The following is a 24205-nucleotide window of genomic DNA, read 5'->3' on the forward strand; positions in this document are numbered from 1 at the left end:
ATGAGCATTCCCACTCCCCCGGTCGGCGGCCAGGTCGTAGGACTGGCCCACTACGCGAGCCGAGCGGCCCTGGAAGCCGCGCTGGCGCGCATCGGAAGCACCTTCAACCAGTCGGTGGCCCTGAGGGCCGTCTCGGACCAGGGCGGCACCGTCGAGCGCGACCGGCTCGTGGGGCGGCTGACCGGGACACTGAAGGTCGAGGAGTCGGTGGCCGAGGAGACCGTCGCCGAGATGACGGCCCTCAAGCTGCTGACGGAGACGGACGCCTCGCTGGTCTCGCTCACCGAGCACGGCCGTGAGGTGTTCGAGAAGATCCGCACGGCCGGGAACGAGATCGCGGCCCGGCTGTACGCCGGCATCCCGGCCGAGGACCTGGCGACGGTAGGGCGCGTACTGACCCTGGTGACGGAGCGGGCCAACGCGGAGCTGGCCGGCGGATGAAGCCCACGGGCCGAGGTGGTGGAATATTCAACCATCGGGTGAGGTTCTGGGAGTCGAAGGAGGTCAGCAGTGGACACGAAGTACTACGACCAGGGGACGGCCGCGGAGCGCTGGGAGCGGGCGCAGCTGTTCTTCGACGCCAAGGACTACGCCGGAGCGGCGCGCGTTCTGGGCGGCCTTGTGGATGAGGTGCCGGAGCAGACCGGACCGCGGCTGCTACTGGCCCGCTCGTACTACCACTCGGCTCAACTGCGCCGCGCCGAGACCGAGTTGCGCGCGCTCGTCGAGCGTGACCCGGTGGAGCACTACGCCCGGCTGATGCTGGGGCGCACGCTCCAGCGCCAGGGGCGTCACGACGAGGCCGAGTCGCACCTGCGCATCGCCTCCGCGCTCGCGGGCGACTTCGAGCAGGTGTGACCGGTCCTGAGGGTGCGACCGCCCCTGAGGGTGTCACCGCCCACTGAGGACGTGAACGTCTCCCGAGGGCGTGAACGTCGCCGGAAGCTGGACGAAGAGCGGCGTCGTCGGAAGCAGGACGAACAGGGGCCGGGTGCCGGAGCGCCGTGGCTGGTCATCGAGGTGACCGGCCACAGCCACGGCACCCGGCCTCTGCCGTGTCACGCCGCGCGCGGCTCCATCAGCCGTGCCAGCAGGTCGTCCAGGCTGACCAGGCCGGTCAGCCGCCCCGCGTCGTCGCGTACGACGGCGAGGGAGGCGCGGTGCAGGCGGAGCTGTTCGACGGCGTGGGCGACCGTGTCGTGCGGTGACAGCTCCGGGACGGGGCGGGCCAGGTCGCGGGCGACCGCGGGCCGGCCCTGCGCGCGGGCGACCAGGGCGTCACGGGCGTGCACCGAGCCGAGGACCGTGACGCCGTCGCGGACCAGCAGGCGGGTGCGGTCACTGTCCCCGGCGACGCCCAGTACCGCGTCGATCGGCGCGTCGGCGGCGACCGAGGTGATCCGGTCGGCCGGGATCTGGAGGTCCCCGACCGGGTGCTGCGGTGCGGTCAGCGAGCTGGTGATCAGCTCGGAGTCCTCCTTGCTGATCAGCCCGAGCCGCTCCGACTCCTCGACGAGGTGGGTGAGTTGCTCGCGGTTGTGGACCGAGGCCAGCTCGTCGCGCGGAGTGACCCGGCAGAGCCGGACCAGCGCGTTGCTCACCTTGTTCAGCCCCACGATCAGCGGGCGCACCGCCCGGGTCAGGGCCCGGAAGGGCGGCGTCAGCAGCATGGCGGAACGTTCGGGGTGCGCGATGGCCCAGGACTTGGGCGCCATCTCGCCGACCACCATGTGCAGGAACACGACGACGAACATCGCGAGCGCGAAGGACACGCCGTAGCTCAGGCCGCTGGGCAGGCCCGCCTTGTGGAGCAACGGGTCGAGTTCGTGCGAGATCGCGGGCTTGGACACCGAGCCCAGGCCCAGCGTGCACACGGTGATGCCCAGTTGGGCGCCCGCGAGCATCAGTGACAGCTCGCGCATTCCGGCCAGCGCGGCCCTGGCACCGCGTTGCCCGGCCGCCGCGGTCCGTTCCAGCCGGTGCCGCTTGGCGGCGACCAGCGCGAACTCGGCGGCCACGAAGAACCCGCTGCCGATCAGGAGCAGTACGGTCACGAAGAGCGCCATCGAGAAACTCATGCCTGCTCCTGCGCACTGTCCACACGGTGGATACGGTCCGTGCCGCCGTCCACCCCGTCCACCCCGTCGACGCGGTCCACGCCGTCCGTGCGGTCCATCGCCGGCAGGCGTTCCAGGCGGACCCGTTCCGGTACGTGGCGGTCCAGGGCCTGTACGTCGATCGAGACGCGGCCTCCGTCGGACAGTTCGACGATGACGCGGTCCGCGATGGCGGGGAAGCGGCCGAGGCGGTCGACGATCAGCCCCGCCACCGTGTCGTAGTCGTCCTCCTCGGGCAGGTCGATGCCGGTTGCCTCGGCGATCTCGTCCAGTCGGCGGCCGGCGTCGACGGACCAGCCCTCGCCGTCGGCGACCGCGATCTCCTTGACGGTGTCGGTCTCGTCCGCGATGTCGCCCACGAGTTCCTCGGCGATGTCCTCGTAGGTGACGACGCCCGCCACGCCCCCGTGCTCGTCGAGGACGACGGCGAACTCGTCGTCGTGGGCCCGCATCTGTGCCACGGCCTCGGGCAGCGGCAGGGTGTCGGGCAGCAGCAGCGGTCCGCGGCCGAGCGCGCCGGCCGTCGTGCGGGTGAACCGGTCGGCGGGCAGCCGCATCAGCTCGCGTACGCCCAGGACGGCGGTGATGTCGTCCGGGTGGTCGCCGAGGACGGGGTAGTTCGAGTGTCCGTGCTCGGCGATCAACTGGACGGCCTCCGTGGCCGTCGCGTCCTTGCGGACGAAGACGGCGTCGGCGCGCGGCACCATCACCTCGTCAAGGGTGCGGTCGGAGAACTCCAGGGCGTGGTCGAGGAGATCGGCGGTCTCACGCGGCAACTGCCCGTGCTCGTGCGACTCACCGATGAGATGGCCGAGTTCCTCGAGCGTGGCACCGTGGTGGAGTTCCTCGACGGGCTCGATGCCGACCTTGCGCAGCAGCTTGTTGGCGGCGCCGTCGAAGAGCCGTACGACCGGGCCGACGGCCTTCAGATACGCGAGCGTGGAGCTCGCCAGGGCCTTCGCGAGGCGCTCCGGGACGGCCAGGGCCAGGTTCTTGGGGGCCAGTTCGCCCAGCACCATCTGGAGCACGGTCGCGAACGCGAAGGCCAGGACCACCGAGATGCCGGTGACCGCGCCGTCCGGGATGCCGATCCCGGTGAGAACGGGCTTGAGCAGGGCGGACACGGACGGCTCGGCGAGGAAACCGACGACCAGACCGGTCACGGTGATGCCGAGCTGGGCGCCCGACAGCATGAAGGACAGCCGCTCCAGCACCTTCAGGGCGCGGGTGGCGCGTCGGTCGCCGGCTGCCGCTTCCCGCGCGAGCGCGAGACGGTCGGCGGCGACGTACGCGAACTCCTGGGCGACGAAATAGCCGGTGCCGGCGGTCAGGACGAGGACGGCCAGCAGGCCGAGTGCGGCACTCATCGAACACCACCACGCCGTGTGCCGCGATCAAGAGAAATCAGGCGGGGTGGTTCGGGACTGTGTCCCGGGGGGTCCGTCGGTCTGGCGGACAAGGGAAGCGCTCCTCTGGGTCGGTCTGTGCCCTGGGAAACGATTCTGTTCGCAAACGAGTTCCCGTGCCACCGAAGGTCTTTCTACACGGCTGTAGGAACTCCGAGGGGTAGTGGCGGGCGGAGCCGCAGAAGAGCAGTGGCGGAGCTACAGGGGCGTGGCCGCGCGCAGGATCAGGACCATCGTCACGGCCGAGTTCGCCGACGACATCGCGGAGACGAGCGTGCCGACCGCGGCGCCCCAGGCGGCCAGCCCCACGGACGTGAACACGGACGGCCAGCTGCGGGCCACCGGCGCGGGGCGCAGCAGGGCGGCGACCCGGCGCGGCACGGGACCCGCGGAGGCGAACCCGGCGAAGCCGGTGAACGCGGCGAACGCCGGCACCGAACTCCCGCCCGCCAGCAGGGCCGCCTTGCCGATCGCCCGCGCCACCACCGTGCGGTTGCCGACCGTCCGGGCCGCGTCCTCGTCCGCCCACCGCTCCGTGGTGTAGACGACGGCCGTACGCAGCGGTCGCAGGAACGGATTGGCGCGCGCCGCGAGTCGTACGGCGAGCAGGTAGCGGTGGTGAGCGGCCGTCAGGTGGGCCCGCTCGTGCGCGAACAGGGCACGGCGCTCAGGCGAGGTGAGGCCGCGCAGCAGGGCCGTGGTGACCACCACGCGGGCGCCGCGTCCGCCGGGAAGGGCATAGGCGTAGGGCTTCTCCTCCGGGAGTACGACCACGGATCGGCTGGGCAGTCCGGCGAGCGCCCGCCGCGCGCGCTGGGTGACCCGGCGGTGGCGCCACAGGGTGCGCGCGCAGACCGCGAGGACCAGGACCAGCGCCGGGATCGCCGCCTTGCCCGCGATCTCGTCGTGCGGGACGGCCGCACGGACCTCCGCGTCCGACCAGCCGTCCGGGAGCGGGTTGCCGGGCAGTTGCGCGGTCCCGACGACCATCAGCAGGGCCAGGCAGAGTGTGCTGCACAGAGCCATGACGGTGGCGACCGCCGTCAGCAGCCGGGTGGCCGTACGCGGATGCAGATGCAGTTCGGCGAGACGCGCCACCGGCCAGGCAGTCAGCGGCAGGACGAGCGGCAGAAAGACGAAGACCCCCATGGCACGTCAGTCTTCCGGCTCGCCGGGCGCCCCGTCGGCCCCATCCACCACAGCGGCCACGTCCTCCGTATGAGCCCCGTCTGACGCGTCGCCCCCGTGTGACGCATCGACCCCGTCTGACGCATCGACCCCGTCCGTCGCGTGGGCCGTCTCCAGGAGCGCGCGCAGGACCTGTTCGTCGTCCGGCGGCAGGGCGGTGACGAAGCTGGCGAGGACGGCCTCGCGGTCGCTCTCGCCGTCGAGAAGCCGACGCATCTTGAGCGCGGCCAGGCCCGCGATGTCGGCGGTGGGCCGCCACACGAAGGAGCGTCCGCGTCGTTCGCGGGCCACCGCGTCCTTGGCGAGCAGCCGGGTCAGGATGGTGACGACGGTGGTGTAGGCGAGGTCACCGCCGAGTCGTTCCTGCACCCAGGCGGCGGTCACCGGGGCCTCCGCCTCGCGCAGCGCACCGAGCACCTGGCTCTCCAACTCGCCCTGCCCGCGGCGCCTGGAAGGCCGGTGCGGGTCCTCGCGGTTGCGCTGCGCCATGTCCGTCTCCCTCCGGCGTTCCCCTACCTGATCACGCTACCTGGCCTCCATGGGTGCGCTTGCCGCGGCGGTACGCGATCTCGCCGAGGACGACGTCCACGGCGACGAACACCGCGAGCGGGATACCGAGCAGCGGGACGAAGTAGCCGAGCACGGCGACGGCTGCCATGAGTGGGACAAGGATCTGCGGCGGGACCTGCTGCCAGGCCCCGCGGGGTATGGGGCGGCCGAACGCGGAGGCCCGGCCGCGCTGCCACCACATGCGGTAGCCCCACACGATGAGCAGGACCAGGCAGAGCGCGAGGGCCATCAGGACGATCTGGTTGACGAGGCCGAAGAGGACGCCGCTGTGGGCGTCGATTCCCCAGCGGGTCAGCTTGGCGAGCAGCGGGTAGTCGGCGAAGCGGAGTTCGTCGGTGACCTTGCCCGTCGTCGGGTCCACGGCCACGGAGTCCTGCTTCTCGGGCCAACTGCGCTGGACCTGCTTGACCACGTACGCGGTGGAGGCGTCGGCGGGTACGACGATCTCGACGGGGTCGCCGAGCCCCTCGGCGCGGGCGGCCGCGAGGATCTTGTCGAGGTCCTGGGGCGCGCTCGTGGTCGTGGTGCCGCCGGACCCCGTGCCGGTGTGGCCCGCGTGCTCGCCGCCGGCGGCCGCCGACGCGGACACCGAGGGGGTCGCCTGGCCGAGCGAGGTCCTGAGTTCGTCGATGTTGGCGCCGGCATAGGTCGACCAGGTGAGTCCGGTCGCCGAGAGGAAGAAGAACCCGGCCGCCACCCACACACCGACGGTGCCGTGCAGGCCGAGGGTGCGACGGCGCCCGGACGTGCCCCGCACCTTGCGCTGGGCGCGCCGCCGGGCGAACCACAGCACCAGCCCGCCGGCTGCGATGACCCACAGCCAGCTCGCGGCGAGTTCGCTGTAGAGGCGGCCGTTCTCGCCGAGGCGCAGGTCACGGTGGAGCTCGTCGATCCAGGTGCGCAGGGGGAGCGCGCCGGTGGAGCCGTACTGCTCCAGCGATCCGCGCACCTTCGCGGTGTACGGGTCGACGAACACCGCGAGCGTGTGCCCCTCGCCGACGCCAGGGACGCCGGAGAGCAGCACCCTGGTCGTCGCGTCCGCCTCCGGCGACGGCCGTACGGCGGAGACCACGCCCTGCGGGTGGGCCTTGCGGGCGGCGGCCACCTGTTCGGACAGCGGGAGCTTGTGGTCGCCGGACGGGACGGTCAGCTCATGCGCGTACATGATCTTCTCGGCCTGGTACGAGGCGGCGTACAGGAAGCCGGTCAGGGCCGCGACCAGCAGGAACGGGGCGACGAGTATTCCCGCGTAGAAGTGCAGACGCAGGATCAGGGGGCGCAGGGGTGCTTTTCTGGTGGGCGCCGGGGCGACGGGGTTGGGGGACGCGTCCGTCGTGGTCGTGGGAGCGGTGGACATGGGCGGGCTTCTCCGGTCGGACGGGGATGGGAATGCGGACAGCAGCGGGGGCGGGGACGGGGATGGACTCGGGTTGTGGGGCGGGGAGTTGGGCTTTCGGCCGGGAGTGGTCCGTGGCGGTCCAGAAGTCGGGGCGCGGAGGCGTCGAGTTCCCGGGGCGTCATGTGGTCTGAGTCACACGCGCGGACGCGGGGACCCGGGAGACGCCCCTGGCGCCGCCTCGCTTGGCGCGATCCGTCTTGGCATCCTGGCTCGATGGCATCCGAACGTGACCCCAGCGCCTCCCGCCCCCTGAGCGACCTGGTCGAGGAACTCCTCGCCCATGAAGGCCCGTTGCCCATCGTCGCCGCCGGGGACCCGGTGCTGCGCCGCCCCGCCGAGCCCTTCGCCGGCCAGCTCGCCCCGGGGCTCCTGACCCGTTTCGTCGCCGCCCTGCGCGCCACCATGCACGCGGCGCCGGGCGTCGGCCTCGCGGCACCGCAGGTCGGCGTGCCCCTGCGGATCGCGGTCGTCGAGGATCCGGCACCGGTCTCCGAGGAGGTGCGGGTGGTGCGCGGGCGGGTGCCGCAGCTTTTCCGGGTACTGGTGAATCCGTCGTACGAGGGGGTGGGCGCGGGGCGGGCCGTGTTCTTCGAGGGGTGCCTGAGCGTGCCGGGATGGCAGGCCGTGGTGGCCCGGCACGCCGAGGTGCGGCTGACGGCGCTGGACGAGCGGGGCCGGGCGATCGACGAGGTGTTCACGGGGTGGCCCGCGCGGATCGTCCAGCACGAGACGGATCATCTGGACGGCATGCTCTACCTCGACCGTGCGGAGTTGCGCTCGCTGTCTTCCAACCAGGCGATGGCGGAACGCTGGACGCAGCCGACGCCTGCGGAGGCCGCCGCGGCACTGGGCTTCGCCCTGCCCGGCTGAGGGCGCGCGCCGCGAGGGCCACTCCGGCGAAGGGTGTCCGGCAGCGGGAGCGACGGGGTGCCGCCTCGCGGGCGGCCCGGCGGTCCGGGGGCGACCGATCTGACTGAGAAGGGGACGCCCCTCCGGGCCCGGCGCCGGGGGCCGGCCCGGCTGATCCAGCCGGTCGAGCCGGTCGAGCCGGTCGAGCCGGGGGCGGTCGGCCCCGGAAAGCCCGGGCCCAAACCGGCCCGGAGCCCGAACAGCCGGAGCCGCCGGTCTCAGCCGCCCCGCCTCGGACGGCCCCGGGCCTGGAGCCACCGGGGCTCAGACGGCCGCCGTCGGCCCGTCAATCCCAGGCAGCCGACGCCCAATCCCCGGGGGCCGAACCGCCGAGGCCCGAACGACCGGTCCTGGCCGGTCAATCCAGCCGGCCCAACCGGAACCCGCCGGGGGCCCGAACCCCCGCCAAGCCCCCTCCAAGCCCCCGCCACCCGAACGACCGGGCCCAACCCGTCGATCCCGGACGGCCGCACCCCCACGCGGCCGAACCCCGAAGCCGCCGGGGTCCAAGCGGCGGACGCCAAACGAGTGAATCCAGCCGGTCAGTCCCGGAGGGCCGGGGCCCACGCCCTCGGCGCCTCAAGCCGTCGAAGCTCCAACGGCCGGTCCCGGCCCGTCGATCTCAAGCGGCCGTACCCGAATGACCGACGCCGGCTACGCGTCCCGGTACTTCTCCAGCAGCCGGAGCCATACCTCGCTCACGGTCGGGTACGACGGGACCGCGTGCCACAGGCGGCTGATCGGGACCTCGCCGGCGATGGCGATCGTCGCCGAGTGGATGAGTTCGCCCACGCCGGGGCCGACCAGGGTGAGGCCCACCAGGATCTCGCGGTTGATGTCGACGACCATGCGGGCCTTGCCGCGGTAGCCGTCCGCGTACAGGCCCGCGCCCGCCACGGAGGACATGTCGACGTCGACGGCGCGGACGCGCAGGCCCGCGCGCTCGGCCTCGGCGAGGGAGAGGCCGACGGCCGCGGCCTCCGGGTCGGTGAAGACGACCTGGGGGACGGCCCCGTGGTCGGCGGTCGCCGAGTGCGCGCCCCAGGGATCGGTCTCCAGGAGCGGCACCCCGGCGGCGCGGGCGGCGATGGCGGCGCCCGCGATCCGGGCCTGGTACTTGCCCTGGTGGGTGAGGAGCGCGCGGTGGTTCACGTCGCCGACCGCGTACAGCCAGTCGCTGCCGGTGACCCGCAGGCTGTCGTCGACGTCGAGCCAGGAGCCCGGCTCAAGCCCGACTGTGTCGAGGCCGAGGTCGTCGGTGTGGGGCACGCGCCCGGTGGCGAAGAGGATCTCGTCGGCCTCGATGCGGTCGCCTGTGTCGGTGAGCGCCACCACGGTGGAGCCCTCGCGCGTCACCGCGGTCACCGAGGTGCCGGTGCGGACGTCCGCGCCCGCCTCCTTCAGCGACTCGGCGACCAGCTCACCGGCGAAGGGCTCCATGCGGGGCAGCAGTCCCGTGCCGCGGACGAGGAGGGTGACCTGGGAGCCGAACGCCTGCCAGGCCGTGGCCATCTCGACGGCGACGACACCGCCACCCACCACGATGAGGCGGCCCGGCACCTCGTGTGCGCTGGTGGCCTCACGGCTGGTCCAGGGCCGGACCTGGTCGAGCCCCGGCAGGTCGGGGAGCAGGGCGCGGGTGCCGGTGCAGACGGCGACCGCGTGCCGGGCCGTGAGCACCTGCTGCTCGCCGTCGGAACCGTCGACGGTCACCTTGCGCGGCCCGGCGAGGCGCCCGTGTCCGCGGTACAGGACGGCGCCGATGCCGTCCAGCCAGCCGACCTGTCCGTCGTCCTTCCAGTGGGAGGTGTAGTAGTCGCGGTGGGCGAGGACCGCGGGGACGTCGAGGGGGCCCTGAACCGCCTGGCTGAGGCCGGGTACGTGGCGGGCGTCGGCGCGGGCGATGACCGGGCGCAGGAGCGCCTTGCTGGGCATGCAGGCCCAGTACGAGCACTCGCCGCCGACCAGCTCGCTCTCCACGACCGCGGTGGAGAGGCCGGCCGCGCGGGCGCGGTCGGCGACGTTCTCCCCCACGGGCCCGGCCCCGAGCACCACGACGTCGTACGCGATGGATTCCGTTTCCGTCATGGGCCCAGTCTGGTTGTTGGTGTGCGCGGTGGCCACACGGGTACGCGCGCGGAATACGCCGCCCAGGGACGGCGTTGTGAACAGCGGCTTCGCCCCGAGGCCCGAGGCCCGACATCAGGAAGAGGTAGTCACGCCATGAGCAGCACGATGGAGCTGACCAAGGAGAACTTCGACCAGACGGTCACGGACAACGAGTTCGTCCTGATCGACTTCTGGGCCTCCTGGTGCGGGCCGTGCCGTCAGTTCGCGCCGGTCTACGAGAAGGCCGCGGAAGCCAACCCGGACCTGGTGTTCGCGAAGGTCGACACGGAGGCGCAGCCCGAGCTGGCCGCCGCCTTCGACATCCAGTCGATCCCGACACTGATGATCGTCCGCGACCAGGTCGCGATCTTCGCCCAGCCCGGGGCACTGCCCGAGGCCGCCCTGACGGACGTCATCGGACAGGCCCGGAAGCTGGACATGGACGAGGTCCGCAAGTCCATCGCGGAGCAGCAGGCCAAGCAGACTCCTCAGGGCGAGTAGGTCCACAGGGCCGCAGGAACGAGTAGGTCCGCACAACCCTTCCGTCAGAACGGGTACGGCGCCACATCTCCGCGCACCGTCGTCCAGCGCACGTCGGTGAAAGCCTCCAGATTGGCCTCACCGCCGAAGCGGGCACCGGTGCCGGAGGCGGCGATCCCGCCGAAGGGGGCCACGGCCTCGTCGTTGACGGTCTGGTCGTTGATGTGGGCGATCCCGGTCGGGATGCGCTCGGCCAGGTCGAGGCCGCGCGCGGTGTCCCGGGTGACGATGCCCAGTGAGAGGCCGTAGGGTCCCGCGGCAGCGAGGGCCGCGGCCTCCTCGGCGTCCGCGAAGGATCGTACGGGCGCCACCGGGCCGAAGACCTCCTCGGTGTACGCGGGCGTCGCGTCGTCGACTCCCGCGAGAACCGTCGGGCGGTAGAAGAGCCTCTCGTGTGTGCCGCCGGCCGCGAGCTTCGCGCCGCGCGCCGTGCTGGACTCCACCAGCCCCTGGATCTTGGCGAGTTGGGCGCTGTCGATGATGGGCCCGAGGTGCACCTGCTCGCGGTGCGGGTCGCCGACGGCGAGCGAGTCGGCCTTGGCGGCGAGCCGCTCGACGTACTCCTCGTAGAGGGAGGCGTGGACGAGGTGGCGGCCCGTCGTCATGCAGATCTGTCCCTGGTGGAAGAACGAGCCCCACGCGGCCGTGGAGATCACCGCGTCGATGTCGGCGTCCTCCAGGACGATCAGCGCTGAGTTGCCGCCCAACTCCAGGTGGGCGCGCTTGAGGAGGCGGCCCGCCGCCTCGCCCACCGCGCGTCCGGCGGCGGTCGAGCCGGTGAAGGAGATCACCGGTACGTTCGGGTCGGCGACCAGCGCCTGGCCCGCCTCCGGACCGCCGGGCAGCACGTGCAGCAGGCCCTCCGGGAGTCCCGCCTCGGCGAAGGCGGCGGCGAGCGCGAGACCGCCGCAGACGGCCGTGCGCGGGTCCGGCTTCAGGACGACGGCGTTGCCGAGCGCGAGCGCCGGGGCCACCGAACGGATCGAGAGGATCAGCGGGGCGTTGAAGGGGGAGATCACGCCCACCACACCGACCGGGACGCGTCGGGTGTACGACAGGCGCGGCGCCTCGGAGGGGAGGATCTGCCCGCTGGGGCGGGAGGCGAGGGCGGCGGCCTCGTAGCATTCCTGGGCCGCGACGTGCAGTTCGAAGTCGGCCTTGCCCGGGATGGAGCCGGACTCGCGCACGAGCCACTCGCGCAGTTCGTCGGCGTGCGCGGCGAACAGGTCGCCGGCCTTGCGCAGTACGGCGGCGCGGACGAAGTGCGGCGCCTTCGCCCACTCGGCCTGGGCGGCGCGGGCGTCCCGCGCGGCCGTGGCGACGTCCTCGGCGGCGGCGAGCGTGACCGTGGCCAGCGTCTCGCCGGTGGCGGGTTCGGTGACGGCGTACTCACCGCCCGCCAGGGTGCGGGACTGCCAGGTCCTGGGGTCGAGCAGCGGCATGTCGGCTCTCCGATCGTTCACTGTTCACCACCGGGACTCACGGTTCACGGTCCCAGCGGCAGTCCCGTGTAGTTCGCGGCGAGTTCGGCGGCCGCGTGGCGGGATGCCGTGATCCGGCGCAGCCGGGCGAGCTGGATCCGGTGGTCGAAGACATCCCCATTTGGTTGAGCATGCAACATCCTAGTCATGTCGTACGAGAAGCGGGTGGCCTGCCACACCCGCTCGAGACACAAGTCCGAGTAGCGGTCGAGGAGTTGGGTTGATCCCGTGCGATGCGCCTCGATGAGTCCGCGGGCCAGCACCCGTACGTCGGAGACGGCGAGGTTGAGACCCTTGGCACCGGTCGGCGGCACGATGTGCGCGGCGTCCCCGGCGAGGAAGAGCCGGCCGTGACGCATCGGCTCGTGGACGTGACTGCGCATCGGCGTGACCGACTTGGAGGTGATGGGGCCGCGTCCCAGGCGCCAGTCGCCGTCGACCGCGAAGCGCGCGGCGAGTTCGTCCCAGACGCGTTCGTCGGGCCAGTCGGCGACATCGGTGCCGTTCGGGACCTGTAAGTAGAGCCGGGACACGGCCGGCGAGCGCATGCTGTGCAGGGCGAAGCCGCCGGCTCCGCGCGCGTAGATCAACTCCTCGCCGGAGGGCGGCACCTCGGCGAGGATCCCGAGCCAGGAGTACGGGTAGTCGTGCGCGTACGTACGGCTCCCGTCAGCGGGGAAGGCGCTCCGGGAGATACCGTGGTGACCGTCGCAGCCCACCACGTAGGCACAGCTCAGGGCCTGTTCACGGCCCTCGTGCACAAAGCGTACGACCGGCGCGTCGCTCCGCGGGCGCTCGACCACGAGGGCCTCGGCCTCGAACAACAGCGGTGGTCCTGCGGCGAGTTGGAGGGCGATCAGGTCCCTCACGATCTCCGTCTGGGCGTAGATCGTGACGGTGCGGCCACCGGTGAGGGCGGGAAAGTCGATGTGGTGGCGCTCGCGGTCGAAGCGCAGCTCGATGCCGTGGTGGATCAGGCCCTCGGCGTCCAGACGGTCGGCGGCTCCGCACGCGCGCAGGGCGTCGACCGTGCCCTGCTCCAGCATCCCGGCGCGCTGGCGGTGCTCGACGTAGGCGCGCGACCTGCTCTCCAGGACGGCGCAGTCGATGCCCTCGCGGTGCAGCAGCCGGGCCAGCAGGAGCCCGGCGGGGCCGCCGCCGATGATGCCGACCGTGGTCCGCATGGCGCACCTCCCGTACCCGATCAGGCCGCACCGGGACGGAAAGGGTCGGATGCGGCCGGGGACCAGCTACAGCCTCTCTCAGGTCGAGTCGCGGTGCACCACCCGCGCGCCCAGTACCTCGTGGCTCTCGGGCGCCGCGCCCGGTTCGCGCACCACACGGTCGACCAGTTCCGCGAGGTCGCGCCCGGACGGCAGCTCGATGTGGACGGTGCTGAGGCGGGGCCGCAGCAGCCGCCCGAGCATGAGGTCGTCGGCGCCGATGACGGCCGTCTCGTCCGGGATGCCGACGCCCTCCTCCTGGAGGGCGCGCATCAGCAGCATGGCGTACTCGTCGTTGTAGGCGAACACGGCGTCCAGGCCGAGCGAGCGCCAGCGCGCCGCCAGCCGGGCGGCGGCCCCCTCCTCGTACGCGAGCGGCAGCGCGGTCGCCGTGGCGTCGGTGCCGGCCAGGGACCGGCGTACGCCGTCGAGCCGGGACTGGGAGAAGATCTCCAGGCCGGGTTCCTCGGGCACCACGACGCCGATCCGGCGGCGGCCGCGGGCCAGCAGGTGGACGCCCGCGCTGTGGCCGACCTTGTCGTGGTCCATGAGCAGCGCGTGCGCGCCCTCGACACGCTCGGGGCCGAGCGTGACGACGGCCCGGGCTCCGGAGCGCTTGAGGACGGCCACGCCCTGCGGGCCGAGGTCGCTGCCGGGCACCAGCACGGCGACCGGTCGCAGCTCCGCCCAGGCGCGGGCGGCCTCGTCGCCGTGCAGGCCGACACTGCCGTACTGCACGACCGTGTAATCCAGACGGCCCAGCGCCCACTGAAGTTCGTTGAGGAACTGGCTGTAGAGCGGTCCCACGGGCACGCTCGGCGTAGGCATCAGGACCATTCGGCTGTGTCCGGCGCGCAGGGAACGGGCGGCGGCGTGCGGAACGTACCCGAGTTCCTTGGCCGCCTCGTGGACGCGGCGGCGGGTGGGCTCGCTGATCCGGACGGCGCTGGTGTTGTTCAGTACGTACGAGACGGTGGCCCGGGAGACGCCCGCCAGGCGTGCCACATCGGCACTCGTCGGCACGGGTCGTTGCGCGGGCGTCGGCGGGACGGGCTGCTTCGGTATCTGCACCATGACGTCCCGCATCCTTGCAGAAACCCCGGGCGCCGCTTCGCGCCGGGGGAACCTCGTGGGCCCGTCACGCCGGAACACCCGCTCGCGCGAGGGAACTTCCGCATCTCGTGCGGGATGGCCCGTGGTGCGGTTACCGTGCGGTAGACGACGTGCTCCGGAGGTGGTCACGTATGACTCACGACCGTGCCGCAGGTCTGGCGGAGTGTGCGCGCGCCCTCGCCCACGGGGAGGTGAGCGCACGCGAGCTGGTCGAGCGGGCGCTGACGCGCATCGAGGCGACGCAGCACTCCCTGAACGCCTTCCGGGTGGTGCGCGCCGAAGCGGCCCTCGCCGAGGCCGACGCGGCGGACAGGGAACTCGCCGCCGGAGTGCGCAGGCCGCTGCTCGGGGTGCCGGTGGCGGTGAAGGACGACATGGACGTGGCGGGCGAGCCGACCGCGTTCGGCTGCCGGGGTGTGTTCCCGCCCGAGGCCGAGGACGGGGAGGCGGTACGGCGACTGCGCGCGGCCGGCGCGATCGTCATCGGCAAGACCAACACCTGCGAGCTCGGCCAGTGGCCGTTCACCGAGGGGCCCGCCTTCGGTGCCACCCGCAACCCCTGGCACGCCGAGCACACCCCGGGCGGCTCGTCCGGCGGCTCGGCGGCGGCGGTCGCGGCGGGCCTCGTCCCGGCGGCACTGGGCTCGGACGGCGCGGGCTCGGTCCGCATCCCGGCCTCCTGGACCCACCTCATCGGCATCAAGCCGCAGCGCGGCCGGATCTCGACCTGGCCGCGCGCGGAGTCCTTCCAGGGCATCACGGTCAACGGCACCCTCGCCCGTACGGTCGCGGACGCGGCCCTGCTCCTGGACGCGGCGAGCGGCAACCACGACGGCGATCTGCACCGCCCGTCCGCGCTGCGGGTGTCCGACGCGGTGGGCCGCGAGCCGGGCCGGCTGCGGATCGCGCTGTCGCTGAAACCGCCGTTCACGGCGCTTCCCGCACGCCTTGACCCCGTCGTACGGGCGCGGGTGGTCGCGCTCGCGGAGCGGCTCGCGGCGCTCGGCCACACGGTGGAGGAGGCCGAGCCGCGGTACGGGCAGATCGGGCTCACGTTCATCCCGCGCGCGACGGCCGGGATCGCCGAGCGGGTGCGCGACCTGCCGCACCCGCACCTCCTCGACCGGCGGACCCTGGGCGCGGCCCGGCTCGGCCGACTGCTCGGCGGCGCGCCCCTGCGCGTGGCCCGGCGCGCCGAGGCGACCCTGCACCGGCGGATCGGCGCGCTCTTCGACACCTACGACGTCCTGCTCGCGCCCACGACGGCCGCTCCCCCGCCGCGCATCGGCTCGATGGCGAACCTGAGCGGCCTCGGCACCGACCGGGCCATGATCGCCGCCTGCCCCTACGCCTGGCCGTGGAACATCCTGGGCTGGCCTGGTGTGAACGTCCCCGCGGGTTTCGTCGACGGCGGCCTGCCGGTCGGCGCCCAGCTCCTCGGTCCGGCGAACAGCGAACCGCTGCTCATCTCCCTGGCCGCCCAGTTGGAGGCCGACCAGCGCTGGCACGAACACTGGCCGCCGCACGGGGCGCCCGCGGACTCCCCAGCGGTGTAGACGAGTTCACTGCGCGTGCCGGTGAGCGAGTTCGGGGCACGTGCCGGTGAACGAGTTCGGCGCGAAGGCACTGACCAGGGAATTCCGGCCGTACGCTGGGCCCATGGACGATGCGTCGATGGTCGGGTTGATGGGACGGGTGACCGGCACGGTCGGACCCGGGCTCGTCGGTGAGGTGATCGTCCGGGTCCGCGGCGGCGCCGAGCATTTCCTCGCGTACCCGGCCGCCGCGAAGGAGCGGATCGAGCGCGGCACGGTGGTGATGGTGGTCGAGTACCTGCCGCCGCGCACGGTGTACGTATCGGCCGCGTACGACAGTTGACGGCTCGTCTGTGCACGCTCCACCCCAGGTGAGAGCGGTATGCGTCAAGATTGCAACAAGGATCCGTCAGCGTCTGTACCCCGGTCTTGCGCAGGAGCACACTCCCTTCGTTCGGTGCCGATAGGGCACCATGCAAAGGGGGCGTATGCCGATGGTTGTCGGCGTCGTGGCGGGGGCGGTTGTCCTCGCACTGATCTTCATCGTTGTGGTCTTCAAGCTCATGTGGCGTGTCGCGGAGCCCAACGAAGCACTGATCATCTCCGGTTCGAAGCATCGGACCGAAGGCCTTGAAGAGGGCATGGGATTCCGCATCGTGACGGGGCGCGGCACGCTGGTGCTGCCGGGTGTTCAGGCGGTACGGAAGATCTCGCTCGACCTCAACGAGACCGAGCTGCACGTGGACTGCGTGACCACCCAGGGCATTCCGCTGAAGGTGCGTGGCGTGGTCATCTTCAAGGTGGGCGACGACTTCGTGTCGATCGCCAACGCGGGGCGTCGCTTCCTCGACCAGCAGAAGATGATGTCGGAGCGGGTGCACAACGTGTTCGCCGGTCATCTGCGGTCCATCGTCGGCGGGTTGACCGTCGAGGACATGATCCGCGACCGGGAGAAGCTGACCGGCCAGACCCGGGCCGCGTGCGGTACGGAGATGGAGAAGCTCGGTCTGATCGTCGACTCGCTGCAGATCCACGAGATCGAGGATCCGACCGGGTACATCAAGAACCTCGCGATGCCGCACGCCGCCGCCGTGCAGCGGGACGCGCGCATCGCGCAGGCGGAGGCGAATCGTCTCGCCACCGAGGCCGAACAGAAGGCCGCGGCACGGATGTCGGAGGCGACCCGGGACAGCGAGATCCTCCAGGCCGGCTACCAGGCCGAGCGCGACAAGGCGGCGGCGAAGGCGCGACAGGCCGGACCGCTCGCGGACGCCGCGGCCCGGCAGGACGTCGTCGTACAGGAGACCCGGATCGCCGAGCTCGACGCCCTCCGTCGCGAGCAGCAGCTCCAGGCGGACGTCCGCAAGCCGGCGGACGCCCAGGCCTACGAGACGCGGGCCCGTGCCGAGGCCGAGCGTGACGCGCGTATCTCGGCGGCTGAGGCCAAGGCCAGGGAGACCGAGCTCGCGGCCGCGGCCGAGGCCAACCGGGTCAAGACGGCCGCCAACGCGGAGGCCGAGGCGACGAAGGCCCGGGGTGCGGCCGCCGCGACGGCGACCAGGGCCACGGGTGAGGCCGAGGCCGCGGCGGCTCAGGCCAAGGGTCTCGCGGCAGCCGAGGCGACCCGGGCGCAGGGTCTCGCGGAGGCGGAGACCATCAAGGCGCGGGCCGCGGCCCTCGCCGAGAACCAGGAGGCGGTGGTCGCCCAGCAACTCGCCGAGAACTGGCCGGAAATCGTCCAGGCGGGCGCCAGCGCGTTCGGGAACGTCGACCACATGGTGCTGCTCAACGGCGCCGACGGCATGTCGGACATGTTCGCCAAGGCGCTCACCATGGGCGGCACGGGCCTCGGCCTCGCCCGTCAGCTGCTCTCGTCTATGAACCAGGACGGGACGGCCGGCAACGGTACGGGGAGCAACGGCGCCGCCGGACTCAACGGGGTCGTGCCGCCGCGCACGGAGAAGGTGCCGGTGGAGGGAGACGGCAAGGCGTGATGCCGAAGGAGAACGCCGGGGACTGATCCCGGCGGGGCGACGAGGGTGTTCCAGGCCCTCGTCGTCCGCGCTCCGCGGACGGTTCAACCCGCCCGCGGAGCCTGCGCCCTCGTCGGCGGTCCTCGATGGTTCCGCCGCCTGCTGCTCGACCGCGGCACCATCTCGGCCACCCGCTCGGCGGGTTGGACGGGGCAGGCTCTAACGTGGGCCGCGTGACTGCCTTTACCGATGACACCGCCGAAGACGTTCCCGGCCGTTACGGCCCTTCCGCGACCACCGAGGCCGAACCCCGCGAGGTGGGCCGGGTGCGGACGCACTACGCGCCCGCGCACGACGGCGACCCCGATCCCGGCGAGATCGTCTGGACGTGGGTGCCGTTCGAGGAGAACGACGGGCGGGGCAAGGACCGTCCGGTGCTCGTCGTCGCCCGCGAGGACGCCGGCACGCTGCTCGCCGTCCAGTTGTCGAGCAAGCGGCACGACGGGGACCGGGAGTGGGTGCCGATCGGGAGCGGGCCGTGGGACCGGTCGGGGCGGGACTCGTGGGTGGATGTGGACCGGGTGCTGCGGCTGCACGAGGACGGGATGCGGCGGGAGGCCTGTGCGCTGGACCGGATGCGGTTCAACTCGGTGGTGCGCCGGTTGCAGGAGCGGTACGGGTGGCGTTGAGCGCCCGCACGTCGGCTGCGGGTGCGTTGCGGCCGGGCGCGCGGTGGCGCCGGACGGTGTCTCGGTCCCGCGCCTAAGCGGGGCCCGGCGCCGACCTCCGGAGCTCAGATGCGAACGTCTGCTCGAATGAACCTCGCGTCGCCTGATCCCTCGTGCGGTCCAGGACCCCGAACACGACATGGCCGAAAGCACCCTCGAAGCGGCCCTTGACCAGCACGTCGTGGAACGCGCCCGCCACCTGCGCCGGATCGTTCCGGAAGACACCGCAGCCCCACGCACCCAGCACCAGCCGGCGGTAGCCGTGGGCCGCGGCGGTCTCCAGGACACGCTCGGCGCGTACGGCCAGGGCGGGTCCCAGCTCCGGCGCGCGCTGCGGGGCCGTGCGCAGGACGACTCCGGCGTTGGGGGCCGCGGCGGTCAGGAATCCGACCGTGTACGGCTCGTCGAGCAGACCTCCGCGGTCGTCGCGGAAGACGGGCACGGCGGGTGAGTGGATGACACGGTCCGTGTAGAACGGATCCCGGTGGGCGCGGTGGTGGTCGTAGAACTCCCGGGCCCGCAGCAGACACGTGTACAGCGCGGAGGCCCGGCACAGGGCCTCCTCCTGAGCCTGCGCGCCGTTCAGGAAGCCGCCGCCCGGGTTGCGCGCCGAGGCGAAGTTCAGGACGGCGACCGGGTCCGCCGGGCGACCTCCGTCCTCGCGCACGAGCCGCACGAGACGTCGAGCGGCCTCCAGACTGCTCTCGCCCGTCACCTCGAACAGCGTGCTTTCACGCGGCGCGCTCGCGGGGCCGCCGGCCGGCGCTCCGACCGGTCCGGGGCCGTACACGCGCGTTCCCGCCCGCGCGGCCTCGACCGTCGCGGCGATCGACACCGCGCGTCCGTCGGACGCGCGGTACCCGCCCGCCGCGACGATCTCCTCCGTCTGCCGCGCGTGCGCGCGCAGGCGCGCGCTCATGGCGCGACCCCCGTGCGCGCCACGAGGACGCCCCTCGCGATCTCCCCCGTCATTCCCCCGCAGATTCCCCCGTCGTGCTCATGAACGCATCGTGAGCGATGCTGGTCCTACGGCGCAACGCAATTTCCCAGCCTCGTAAACAGCGCCTCGCGGCCCGGCAAACAGCGCCTCCGGAACCCGCGAGCGACGATTTGCACCCTTGTGCGAACCGCCAAGAGGGTCTTGGGTGGGACGAGCGATGCCGGTCCGGCACCACAGACGACGGGCCGGCGGCATGGTGGAATCTCAGGAGGATCCCGACATGTCTGATTCGGTGAGTGACTGTACGGAGCGCCGCTCCGCCGTCACCGAGGCCGAGGTGGAGGCGCTGGTCCGAGGCATCTGCTTCAAGACCGGACCGCCTCGTACCCTCGGTGTCGAAGTGGAATGGCTCGTCCACGAGCTGCGGCAGCCGCAGCTCCCGGCATCACCCGAACGACTCCGAGCGGCGTACGCCGCACTGCGGACCCTGCCCCTGCGTTCGGCGCTCACCGTCGAACCCGGCGGACAGCTGGAGCTGAGCTCCCTTCCCGCCGCCTCCCTGATGGAGTGCATCGGGTCCGTCTCGGCCGACCTCGACGCGGTACGCGCGGTACTGCGCGAGGCGGATCTGGGCCTCAGCGGGTACGGCCACGATCCCTGGAACCCCCCGAGCCGCTTTCTCCATGAGCCGCGCTACGACGCCATGGAGCGCTACCTCGACCGGGCGGGCCCGGAGGGGCGGGCCATGATGTGCTCCTCCGCCTCCGTCCAGGTGTGTCTGGACGCCGGGTACGAGGAGCCCGGCCCCCTGGGGCACGGTCGCCGCTGGTGGCTGGCGCACCAGCTCGGCGCGGTCCTGGTGGCCGCGTTCGCGCACTCGCCGGTGGCCGGTGGCCGGTACACGGGCTGGCGCTCCACGCGGCAGTCCCTGTGGGCGGCCATGGACCCGGGACGGTCCGCCGCGCCCCCGCTGGGCGGCGATCCGCGCGCCGCCTGGGCCCGGCGCGTCCTGGACGCGCCGGTGATGTGCGTCCGGGCGCCCGACGGCCCCTGGGACGTACCGGAGGACCTGACCTTCCGGGCGTGGACCAGGTCCAAGACACCGCCCGACCGGGCGGATCTCGACTACCACCTGACGACGCTGTTCCCGCCGGTCCGCCCGCGCGGGCATCTGGAACTGCGCATGATCGACGCGCAGCCCGGCGACGACGGGTGGATCGTGCCGCTGGCGGTGACGGCGGCACTGTTCGACGACCCGGAGGCCGCGGAGGTCGCCTACCGGACCGTCAAGCCCCTCGCGGAGCGCGCCGAGGCACGGCCCGCTCCGTGCAACCCGCTGTGGAACGACGCCGCGCGGTACGGCCTGACCGACCCCGAGTTGCGTGAGGCCGCCGTCACCTGTTTCGCGGCCGCCGCCGAGGCGTTGCCGCGCCTGGGCGCCACCGCCGAGGTGCGGGAGGCCGTCGCGGAGTTCACGGACCGCTATGTGGCCCGGGGCCGCTGCCCCGCCGACGATCTGCTGAGCCGCTTCCACAGCCAATTCCATGGTCAGACCCATGATCAGGCCGATGGTGATCAGGACCATGACCAGGCCGGCGGTCACCACGGCCGGTCCCACGGTCAGCTCGACGGGAAGGACAGCAGCACATGACCGCCCCCGCATCACCCACGGACCCGGAGTCGCTCCGGGAGCGCGCGCTCGACGCGTTGACCACGGCCCGCGACCGCACCGCGCTCCTGACCTCCTGCGTAGAGGAGCCCGAACTGACCGCGCAGCACTCGCCGTTGATGTCCCCGCTGGTCTGGGACCTCGCCCACATCGGCAACCAGGAGGAGCTGTGGCTGCTGCGCGCGGTCGCCGGGCGGGACGCGATGCGGCCCGAGATAGACGGGCTGTACGACGCGTTCGAGCATCCGCGCGCCGAGCGGCCCTCGCTGCCACTGCTGCCGCCCGCCGAGGCCCGTCAGTACGCCGCCGAGGTACGCGGACGGGCACTGGACGTCCTGGAGAGCACCGCGTTCCGGGGCACGCCGCTGACCGAGGCGGGCTTCGCGTTCGGGATGATCGCGCAGCATGAACAGCAGCACGACGAGACGATGCTGATCACCCATCAGCTCCGCAGGGGACCCGCCGCCCTCACCGCGCCGGACCCCGCTCCCGCGCCGCCGTTCACCGGACCCGCCGAAGTCCTGGTCCCCGGCGGCCCGTTCACCATGGGCACGTCCACCGAACCGTGGGCCCTGGACAACGAGCGTCCCGCCCACCGACGCGAGGTCCCGCCCTTCTACATCGACACCACTCCGGTGACGAATGCCGCGTACCAGGCCTTCATCGAGGACGGCGGCTACGACACCGAACGCTGGTGGAGCCCGGAGGGCTGGTCCCACATCCGCTCGCACGGCATCGAGGCGCCGCTGTTCTGGCGCCGCGAGGGCGGGCAGTGGCTGCGGCGTCACTTCGGCGTCACCGAGGTCGTACCGCCCGACGAACCCGTGCTGCACGTCAGCTGGTACGAGGCCGACGCGTACGCCCGCTGGGCGGGGCGCCGGCTGCCCACCGAGGCCGAATGGGAGAAGGCGGCCCGCCACGACCCGGCGGCCGACCGCTCCACGCGCTATCCGTGGGGCGACGCCGACCCCACCCCCGAGCACGCCAACCTCGGTCAGCGCCATCTGCGTCCGGCCCCGGCGGGCAGCTATCCGGCGGGGGCGTCACCGCTCGGCGTACGGCAGTTGATCGGTGACGTGTGGGAGTGGACGTCGAGCGACCTGCACCCCTATCCCGGGTTCGCGGCGTTCCCGTACAAGGAGTACTCGGAGGTGTTCTTCGGTCCGGAGTACAAGGTGCTGCGCGGCGGTTCGTTCGCCGTGGACCCGGTGGCCTGCCGGGGGACGTTCCGCAACTGGGACTACCCGATCCGGCGGCAGATCTTCTCCGGGTTCCGCACGGCCCGCGACGGGAACGCCTGATGTGCCGTCACCTGGCCTACCTGGGACCGCCGGAGCCGCTCGGCCGACTCCTCGTGGAACCACCGCACAGTCTGTTCCGGCAGTCGTGGGCGCCGCGCCGGCAGCGGCACGGGACGGTCAACGCCGATGGTTTCGGAGTGGGTTGGTACGCCGAAGGGGATCCGGTGCCAGCGCGCTACCGGCGCCCCGGGCCGATCTGGGGCGACCAGTCGTTCGCGGACCTGGCCCGGGTCGTCAGGAGCACGGCGCTGCTCGGCGCCGTACGGGACGCCACCGTGGCGGGAGCGGACGGGGAGGCCGCGGCGGCGCCGTTCGCCGCGGACCGCTGGCTGTTCAGCCACAACGGCGCCGTACGGGGCTGGCCGGGCTCCCTCGCCCCGCTGGTGACAAGCCTGCCCCCGGCCGAACTGCTGTCCCTGGAGGCCCGCTGCGACTCGGCGCTCGTCTGGGCGCTGCTCCTGCACCGGCTGCGCTCCGGTGACAGCGAGGGCGAGGCGCTGGCCGACACCGTCCTTGAGGTCGCCGAGGCGGCCCCCGGGTCCAGGCTCAACCTGCTGCTCATCAACGGCGACACGATCACCGCGACGGCCTGGGGCGACACCCTCTGGTACCTCGCCGAGCCCGGCCGCCGCACCGTCGTGGCGTCCGAGCCGTACGACGACGACCCGCACTGGCAGGAGGTGCCGGACCGCACGCTGCTCGCGGCGAGCCGCACCGACGTCCTGCTCACCCCGCTCAAGGACCCGCACGCGCAGGAAGGCGCGCACGCCCCCTTGGCATCCGCACGCACCAAGGAGCCCCGCACGTGAGCCCGTTCCTTCTCACCCGTACCCTGCCCGAGGACGCCACGGACGCCGCGCTGCGCGCCGACGTCCTGCACGGCCTCACCCACACCCCCAAGACGCTGCCGCCGAAGTGGTTCTACGACGCCCACGGCAGCGAGCTGTTCGACCGGATCACCGAGCTGCCCGAGTACTACCCCACCCGGGCGGAGCGCGAGATCCTGATCGCCCGGGCCCCCGAGATCGCCGCGACGACCGGTGCGCGCACCCTCGTCGAGCTGGGGTCCGGTTCGTCCGAGAAGACCCGCCATCTGCTCGACGCGCTGCCGGGGCTGCACACGTACGTGCCGGTCGACGTCAGCGAGAGTGCCCTCACCCAGGCCGGGCAGGCGCTGATCGACGAGCATCCGGAGCTCGGCGTGCACGCGCTGATCGCCGACTTCACGGGCGGCCTCGCGCTGCCGGGGACGCCGGGGCCGCGGCTCGTGGCGTTCCTCGGCGGCACCATCGGTAATCTGCTGCCCGCCGAACGGGCGACGTTCCTGGCGTCCGTTCGGGCGTTGCTCTCCCCCGGCGACACGCTGCTGCTCGGTACGGACCTCGTCAAGGACGAGTCGGTGCTGGTCGCCGCGTACGACGACGCGGCGGGGGTGACGGCGGAGTTCAACAAGAACGTGCTGCACGTCGTCAACCGCGAGCTCGGCGCCGATTTCGACCCCGACGCGTTCGCCCATGTCGCCCTCTGGGACGACGAGCACGAGTGGATCGAGATGCGGCTGCGGTCGCTGACCGAACAGACGGTGAAGATCCCCGCGCTCGACCTCGCGGTCGAATTCGCCGACGGCGAGGAACTGCGCACCGAGATCTCGGCGAAGTTCCGCGAGGAGGGGGTACGTCGCGAACTCGGCGCCGCCGGGCTCGACCTGGCCCATTGGTGGACGGACCGCGAGGGCCGTTTCGCCCTGTCGCTCAGCGTGGCCCGCTGACACCCGCCCGGGTGGCCCACCTCGACGGTGGGCCACCCGGGTGAGAGCCTGTCGTCCGGATCAGGTCGTTTCAGGAGACGGCGCTTGATCGGTTCCGGTGAGCGGGGTCAGATGCGCGTGCCGGACCCCGCGGCCCAGGCCTGATCCGAACGACAGTCCCTGGGTCACCCACGGCGCCCCGACATCTCGCGCACCGCCGCGCCGTGAGGCACCGTGGAGTGACGCGTGGCACCCCC

Annotated in this window: 22 protein-coding genes; 12 read left to right on the top strand and 10 right to left on the bottom strand. The window is 72.6% G+C overall.

Translation table 11 applies throughout. The annotated features are described in order from the left end of the window. Both ACIQTP_RS05125 and ACIQTP_RS05130 read left to right on the top strand, forming a co-directional pair. Positions 1–441, top strand: coding sequence for a MarR family transcriptional regulator (locus tag ACIQTP_RS05125; protein ID WP_403396429.1), 441 nt, complete (start codon positions 1–3; stop codon positions 439–441). A gap of 69 nt (positions 442–510) precedes the next feature. Continuing rightward, positions 511–858 carry a tetratricopeptide repeat protein gene (locus ACIQTP_RS05130; protein ID WP_403396431.1) on the top strand — a complete coding sequence of 116 codons (348 nt, stop codon included), beginning with the start codon at positions 511–513 and terminating at the stop codon, positions 856–858. Positions 859–1058: 200 nt separating this feature from the next. Here ACIQTP_RS05130 and ACIQTP_RS05135 read toward each other — a convergent pair whose 3' ends face one another. The 5 genes from ACIQTP_RS05135 to ACIQTP_RS05155 all read right to left on the bottom strand — a co-directional run bounded on the left by ACIQTP_RS05135 (position 1059) and on the right by ACIQTP_RS05155 (position 6638). Beyond that, positions 1059–2078 (bottom strand): hemolysin family protein, encoded by a 1020-nt coding sequence (locus tag ACIQTP_RS05135; RefSeq protein ID WP_403396433.1) that lies wholly within the window; start codon positions 2076–2078, stop codon positions 1059–1061. Beyond that, on the bottom strand, positions 2075–3484 hold the full coding sequence (locus tag ACIQTP_RS05140) for a hemolysin family protein (protein WP_403396435.1): 1410 nt from the start codon (positions 3482–3484) through the stop codon (positions 2075–2077). Before ACIQTP_RS05140 ends, ACIQTP_RS05135 begins: the two co-directional genes overlap by 4 nt. Before the next feature lie 237 nt (positions 3485–3721). Then, on the bottom strand, positions 3722–4672 hold the full coding sequence (locus ACIQTP_RS05145; protein WP_403396437.1) for a M56 family metallopeptidase: 951 nt from the start codon (positions 4670–4672) through the stop codon (positions 3722–3724). A 6-nt stretch (positions 4673–4678) separates the two neighbouring features. Then, entirely contained in the window at positions 4679–5200 is a 522-nt protein-coding gene (locus tag ACIQTP_RS05150) for a BlaI/MecI/CopY family transcriptional regulator (RefSeq protein ID WP_403396439.1), read from the bottom strand. 31 nt (positions 5201–5231) lie between these two features. Continuing rightward, positions 5232–6638 (bottom strand): PepSY-associated TM helix domain-containing protein, encoded by a 1407-nt coding sequence (locus ACIQTP_RS05155; protein WP_403396442.1) that lies wholly within the window; start codon positions 6636–6638, stop codon positions 5232–5234. Between the two features lie 255 nt (positions 6639–6893). Here ACIQTP_RS05155 and ACIQTP_RS05160 point away from each other — a divergent pair, with 255 nt between their 5' ends. Further along, positions 6894–7550: a peptide deformylase gene (locus ACIQTP_RS05160; protein ID WP_403396444.1), complete on the top strand. Its 657-nt coding sequence runs from the start codon at positions 6894–6896 to the stop codon at positions 7548–7550. A gap of 693 nt (positions 7551–8243) precedes the next feature. Here the strand turns inward: ACIQTP_RS05160 and ACIQTP_RS05165 are convergent. Beyond that, positions 8244–9677: a dihydrolipoyl dehydrogenase family protein gene (locus ACIQTP_RS05165; RefSeq protein ID WP_403396446.1), complete on the bottom strand. Its 1434-nt coding sequence runs from the start codon at positions 9675–9677 to the stop codon at positions 8244–8246. Between the two features lie 135 nt (positions 9678–9812). Between ACIQTP_RS05165 and trxA the strand changes: the two genes are divergently transcribed. After that, positions 9813–10199, top strand: a complete 387-nt coding sequence (gene trxA, locus ACIQTP_RS05170; RefSeq protein ID WP_403396448.1) for a thioredoxin — start codon at positions 9813–9815, stop codon at positions 10197–10199. A gap of 44 nt (positions 10200–10243) precedes the next feature. On the opposite strand, the gene ACIQTP_RS05175 is transcribed toward trxA, so the two are convergent. From ACIQTP_RS05175 to ACIQTP_RS05185, 3 genes are all read right to left on the bottom strand, one after another. After that, a complete protein-coding gene (locus tag ACIQTP_RS05175) occupies positions 10244–11680 on the bottom strand; it encodes an aldehyde dehydrogenase family protein (protein WP_403397259.1) in 1437 nt (478 codons plus the stop codon). Between the two features lie 44 nt (positions 11681–11724). Beyond that, positions 11725–12903 (bottom strand): 4-hydroxybenzoate 3-monooxygenase, encoded by a 1179-nt coding sequence (locus ACIQTP_RS05180; RefSeq protein ID WP_403396450.1) that lies wholly within the window; start codon positions 12901–12903, stop codon positions 11725–11727. Positions 12904–12981: 78 nt separating this feature from the next. Continuing rightward, the gene (locus tag ACIQTP_RS05185) at positions 12982–14016 is read right to left on the bottom strand and encodes a LacI family DNA-binding transcriptional regulator (RefSeq protein ID WP_403396453.1); all 1035 of its coding nucleotides are present in this window, start codon (positions 14014–14016) and stop codon (positions 12982–12984) included. 170 nt (positions 14017–14186) lie between these two features. Here ACIQTP_RS05185 and ACIQTP_RS05190 point away from each other — a divergent pair, with 170 nt between their 5' ends. From ACIQTP_RS05190 to ACIQTP_RS05205, 4 genes are all read left to right on the top strand, one after another. Continuing rightward, positions 14187–15611: an amidase gene (locus tag ACIQTP_RS05190; RefSeq protein WP_402033765.1), complete on the top strand. Its 1425-nt coding sequence runs from the start codon at positions 14187–14189 to the stop codon at positions 15609–15611. 103 nt (positions 15612–15714) lie between these two features. Further along, positions 15715–15933, top strand: coding sequence for a hypothetical protein (locus ACIQTP_RS05195; RefSeq protein WP_095857581.1), 219 nt, complete (start codon positions 15715–15717; stop codon positions 15931–15933). 145 nt (positions 15934–16078) lie between these two features. Then, complete coding sequence (locus ACIQTP_RS05200) at positions 16079–17584, top strand: flotillin family protein (protein WP_402033771.1); 1506 nt, start codon at positions 16079–16081, stop codon at positions 17582–17584. Positions 17585–17796: 212 nt separating this feature from the next. Further along, positions 17797–18252 carry a type II toxin-antitoxin system PemK/MazF family toxin gene (locus tag ACIQTP_RS05205; RefSeq protein WP_403396456.1) on the top strand — a complete coding sequence of 152 codons (456 nt, stop codon included), beginning with the start codon at positions 17797–17799 and terminating at the stop codon, positions 18250–18252. Positions 18253–18325: 73 nt separating this feature from the next. Here ACIQTP_RS05205 and ACIQTP_RS05210 read toward each other — a convergent pair whose 3' ends face one another. Further along, entirely contained in the window at positions 18326–19210 is an 885-nt protein-coding gene (locus ACIQTP_RS05210; protein WP_403396458.1) for a TIGR02452 family protein, read from the bottom strand. 301 nt (positions 19211–19511) lie between these two features. Between ACIQTP_RS05210 and egtA the strand changes: the two genes are divergently transcribed. Genes egtA through egtD form a run of 4 tightly spaced genes read left to right on the top strand, consistent with a single transcriptional unit; the run spans position 19512 to position 23969 of the window. After that, the gene (egtA, locus tag ACIQTP_RS05215; RefSeq protein ID WP_403396459.1) at positions 19512–20882 is read left to right on the top strand and encodes an ergothioneine biosynthesis glutamate--cysteine ligase EgtA; all 1371 of its coding nucleotides are present in this window, start codon (positions 19512–19514) and stop codon (positions 20880–20882) included. After that, complete coding sequence (egtB, locus tag ACIQTP_RS05220; protein ID WP_403396462.1) at positions 20879–22201, top strand: ergothioneine biosynthesis protein EgtB; 1323 nt, start codon at positions 20879–20881, stop codon at positions 22199–22201. The genes egtA and egtB overlap by 4 nt, the downstream gene beginning before the upstream one ends. Continuing rightward, positions 22201–23010 carry an ergothioneine biosynthesis protein EgtC gene (gene egtC, locus ACIQTP_RS05225; RefSeq protein ID WP_403396464.1) on the top strand — a complete coding sequence of 270 codons (810 nt, stop codon included), beginning with the start codon at positions 22201–22203 and terminating at the stop codon, positions 23008–23010. Before egtB ends, egtC begins: the two co-directional genes overlap by 1 nt. Next, positions 23007–23969 carry an L-histidine N(alpha)-methyltransferase gene (gene egtD, locus ACIQTP_RS05230; protein ID WP_402033783.1) on the top strand — a complete coding sequence of 321 codons (963 nt, stop codon included), beginning with the start codon at positions 23007–23009 and terminating at the stop codon, positions 23967–23969. The genes egtC and egtD overlap by 4 nt, the downstream gene beginning before the upstream one ends. Positions 23970–24205 lie beyond the last annotated feature (236 nt).

This window comes from Streptomyces sp. NPDC090798, from assembly GCF_044768965.1.
Taxonomy (GTDB): domain Bacteria; phylum Actinomycetota; class Actinomycetes; order Streptomycetales; family Streptomycetaceae; genus Streptomyces.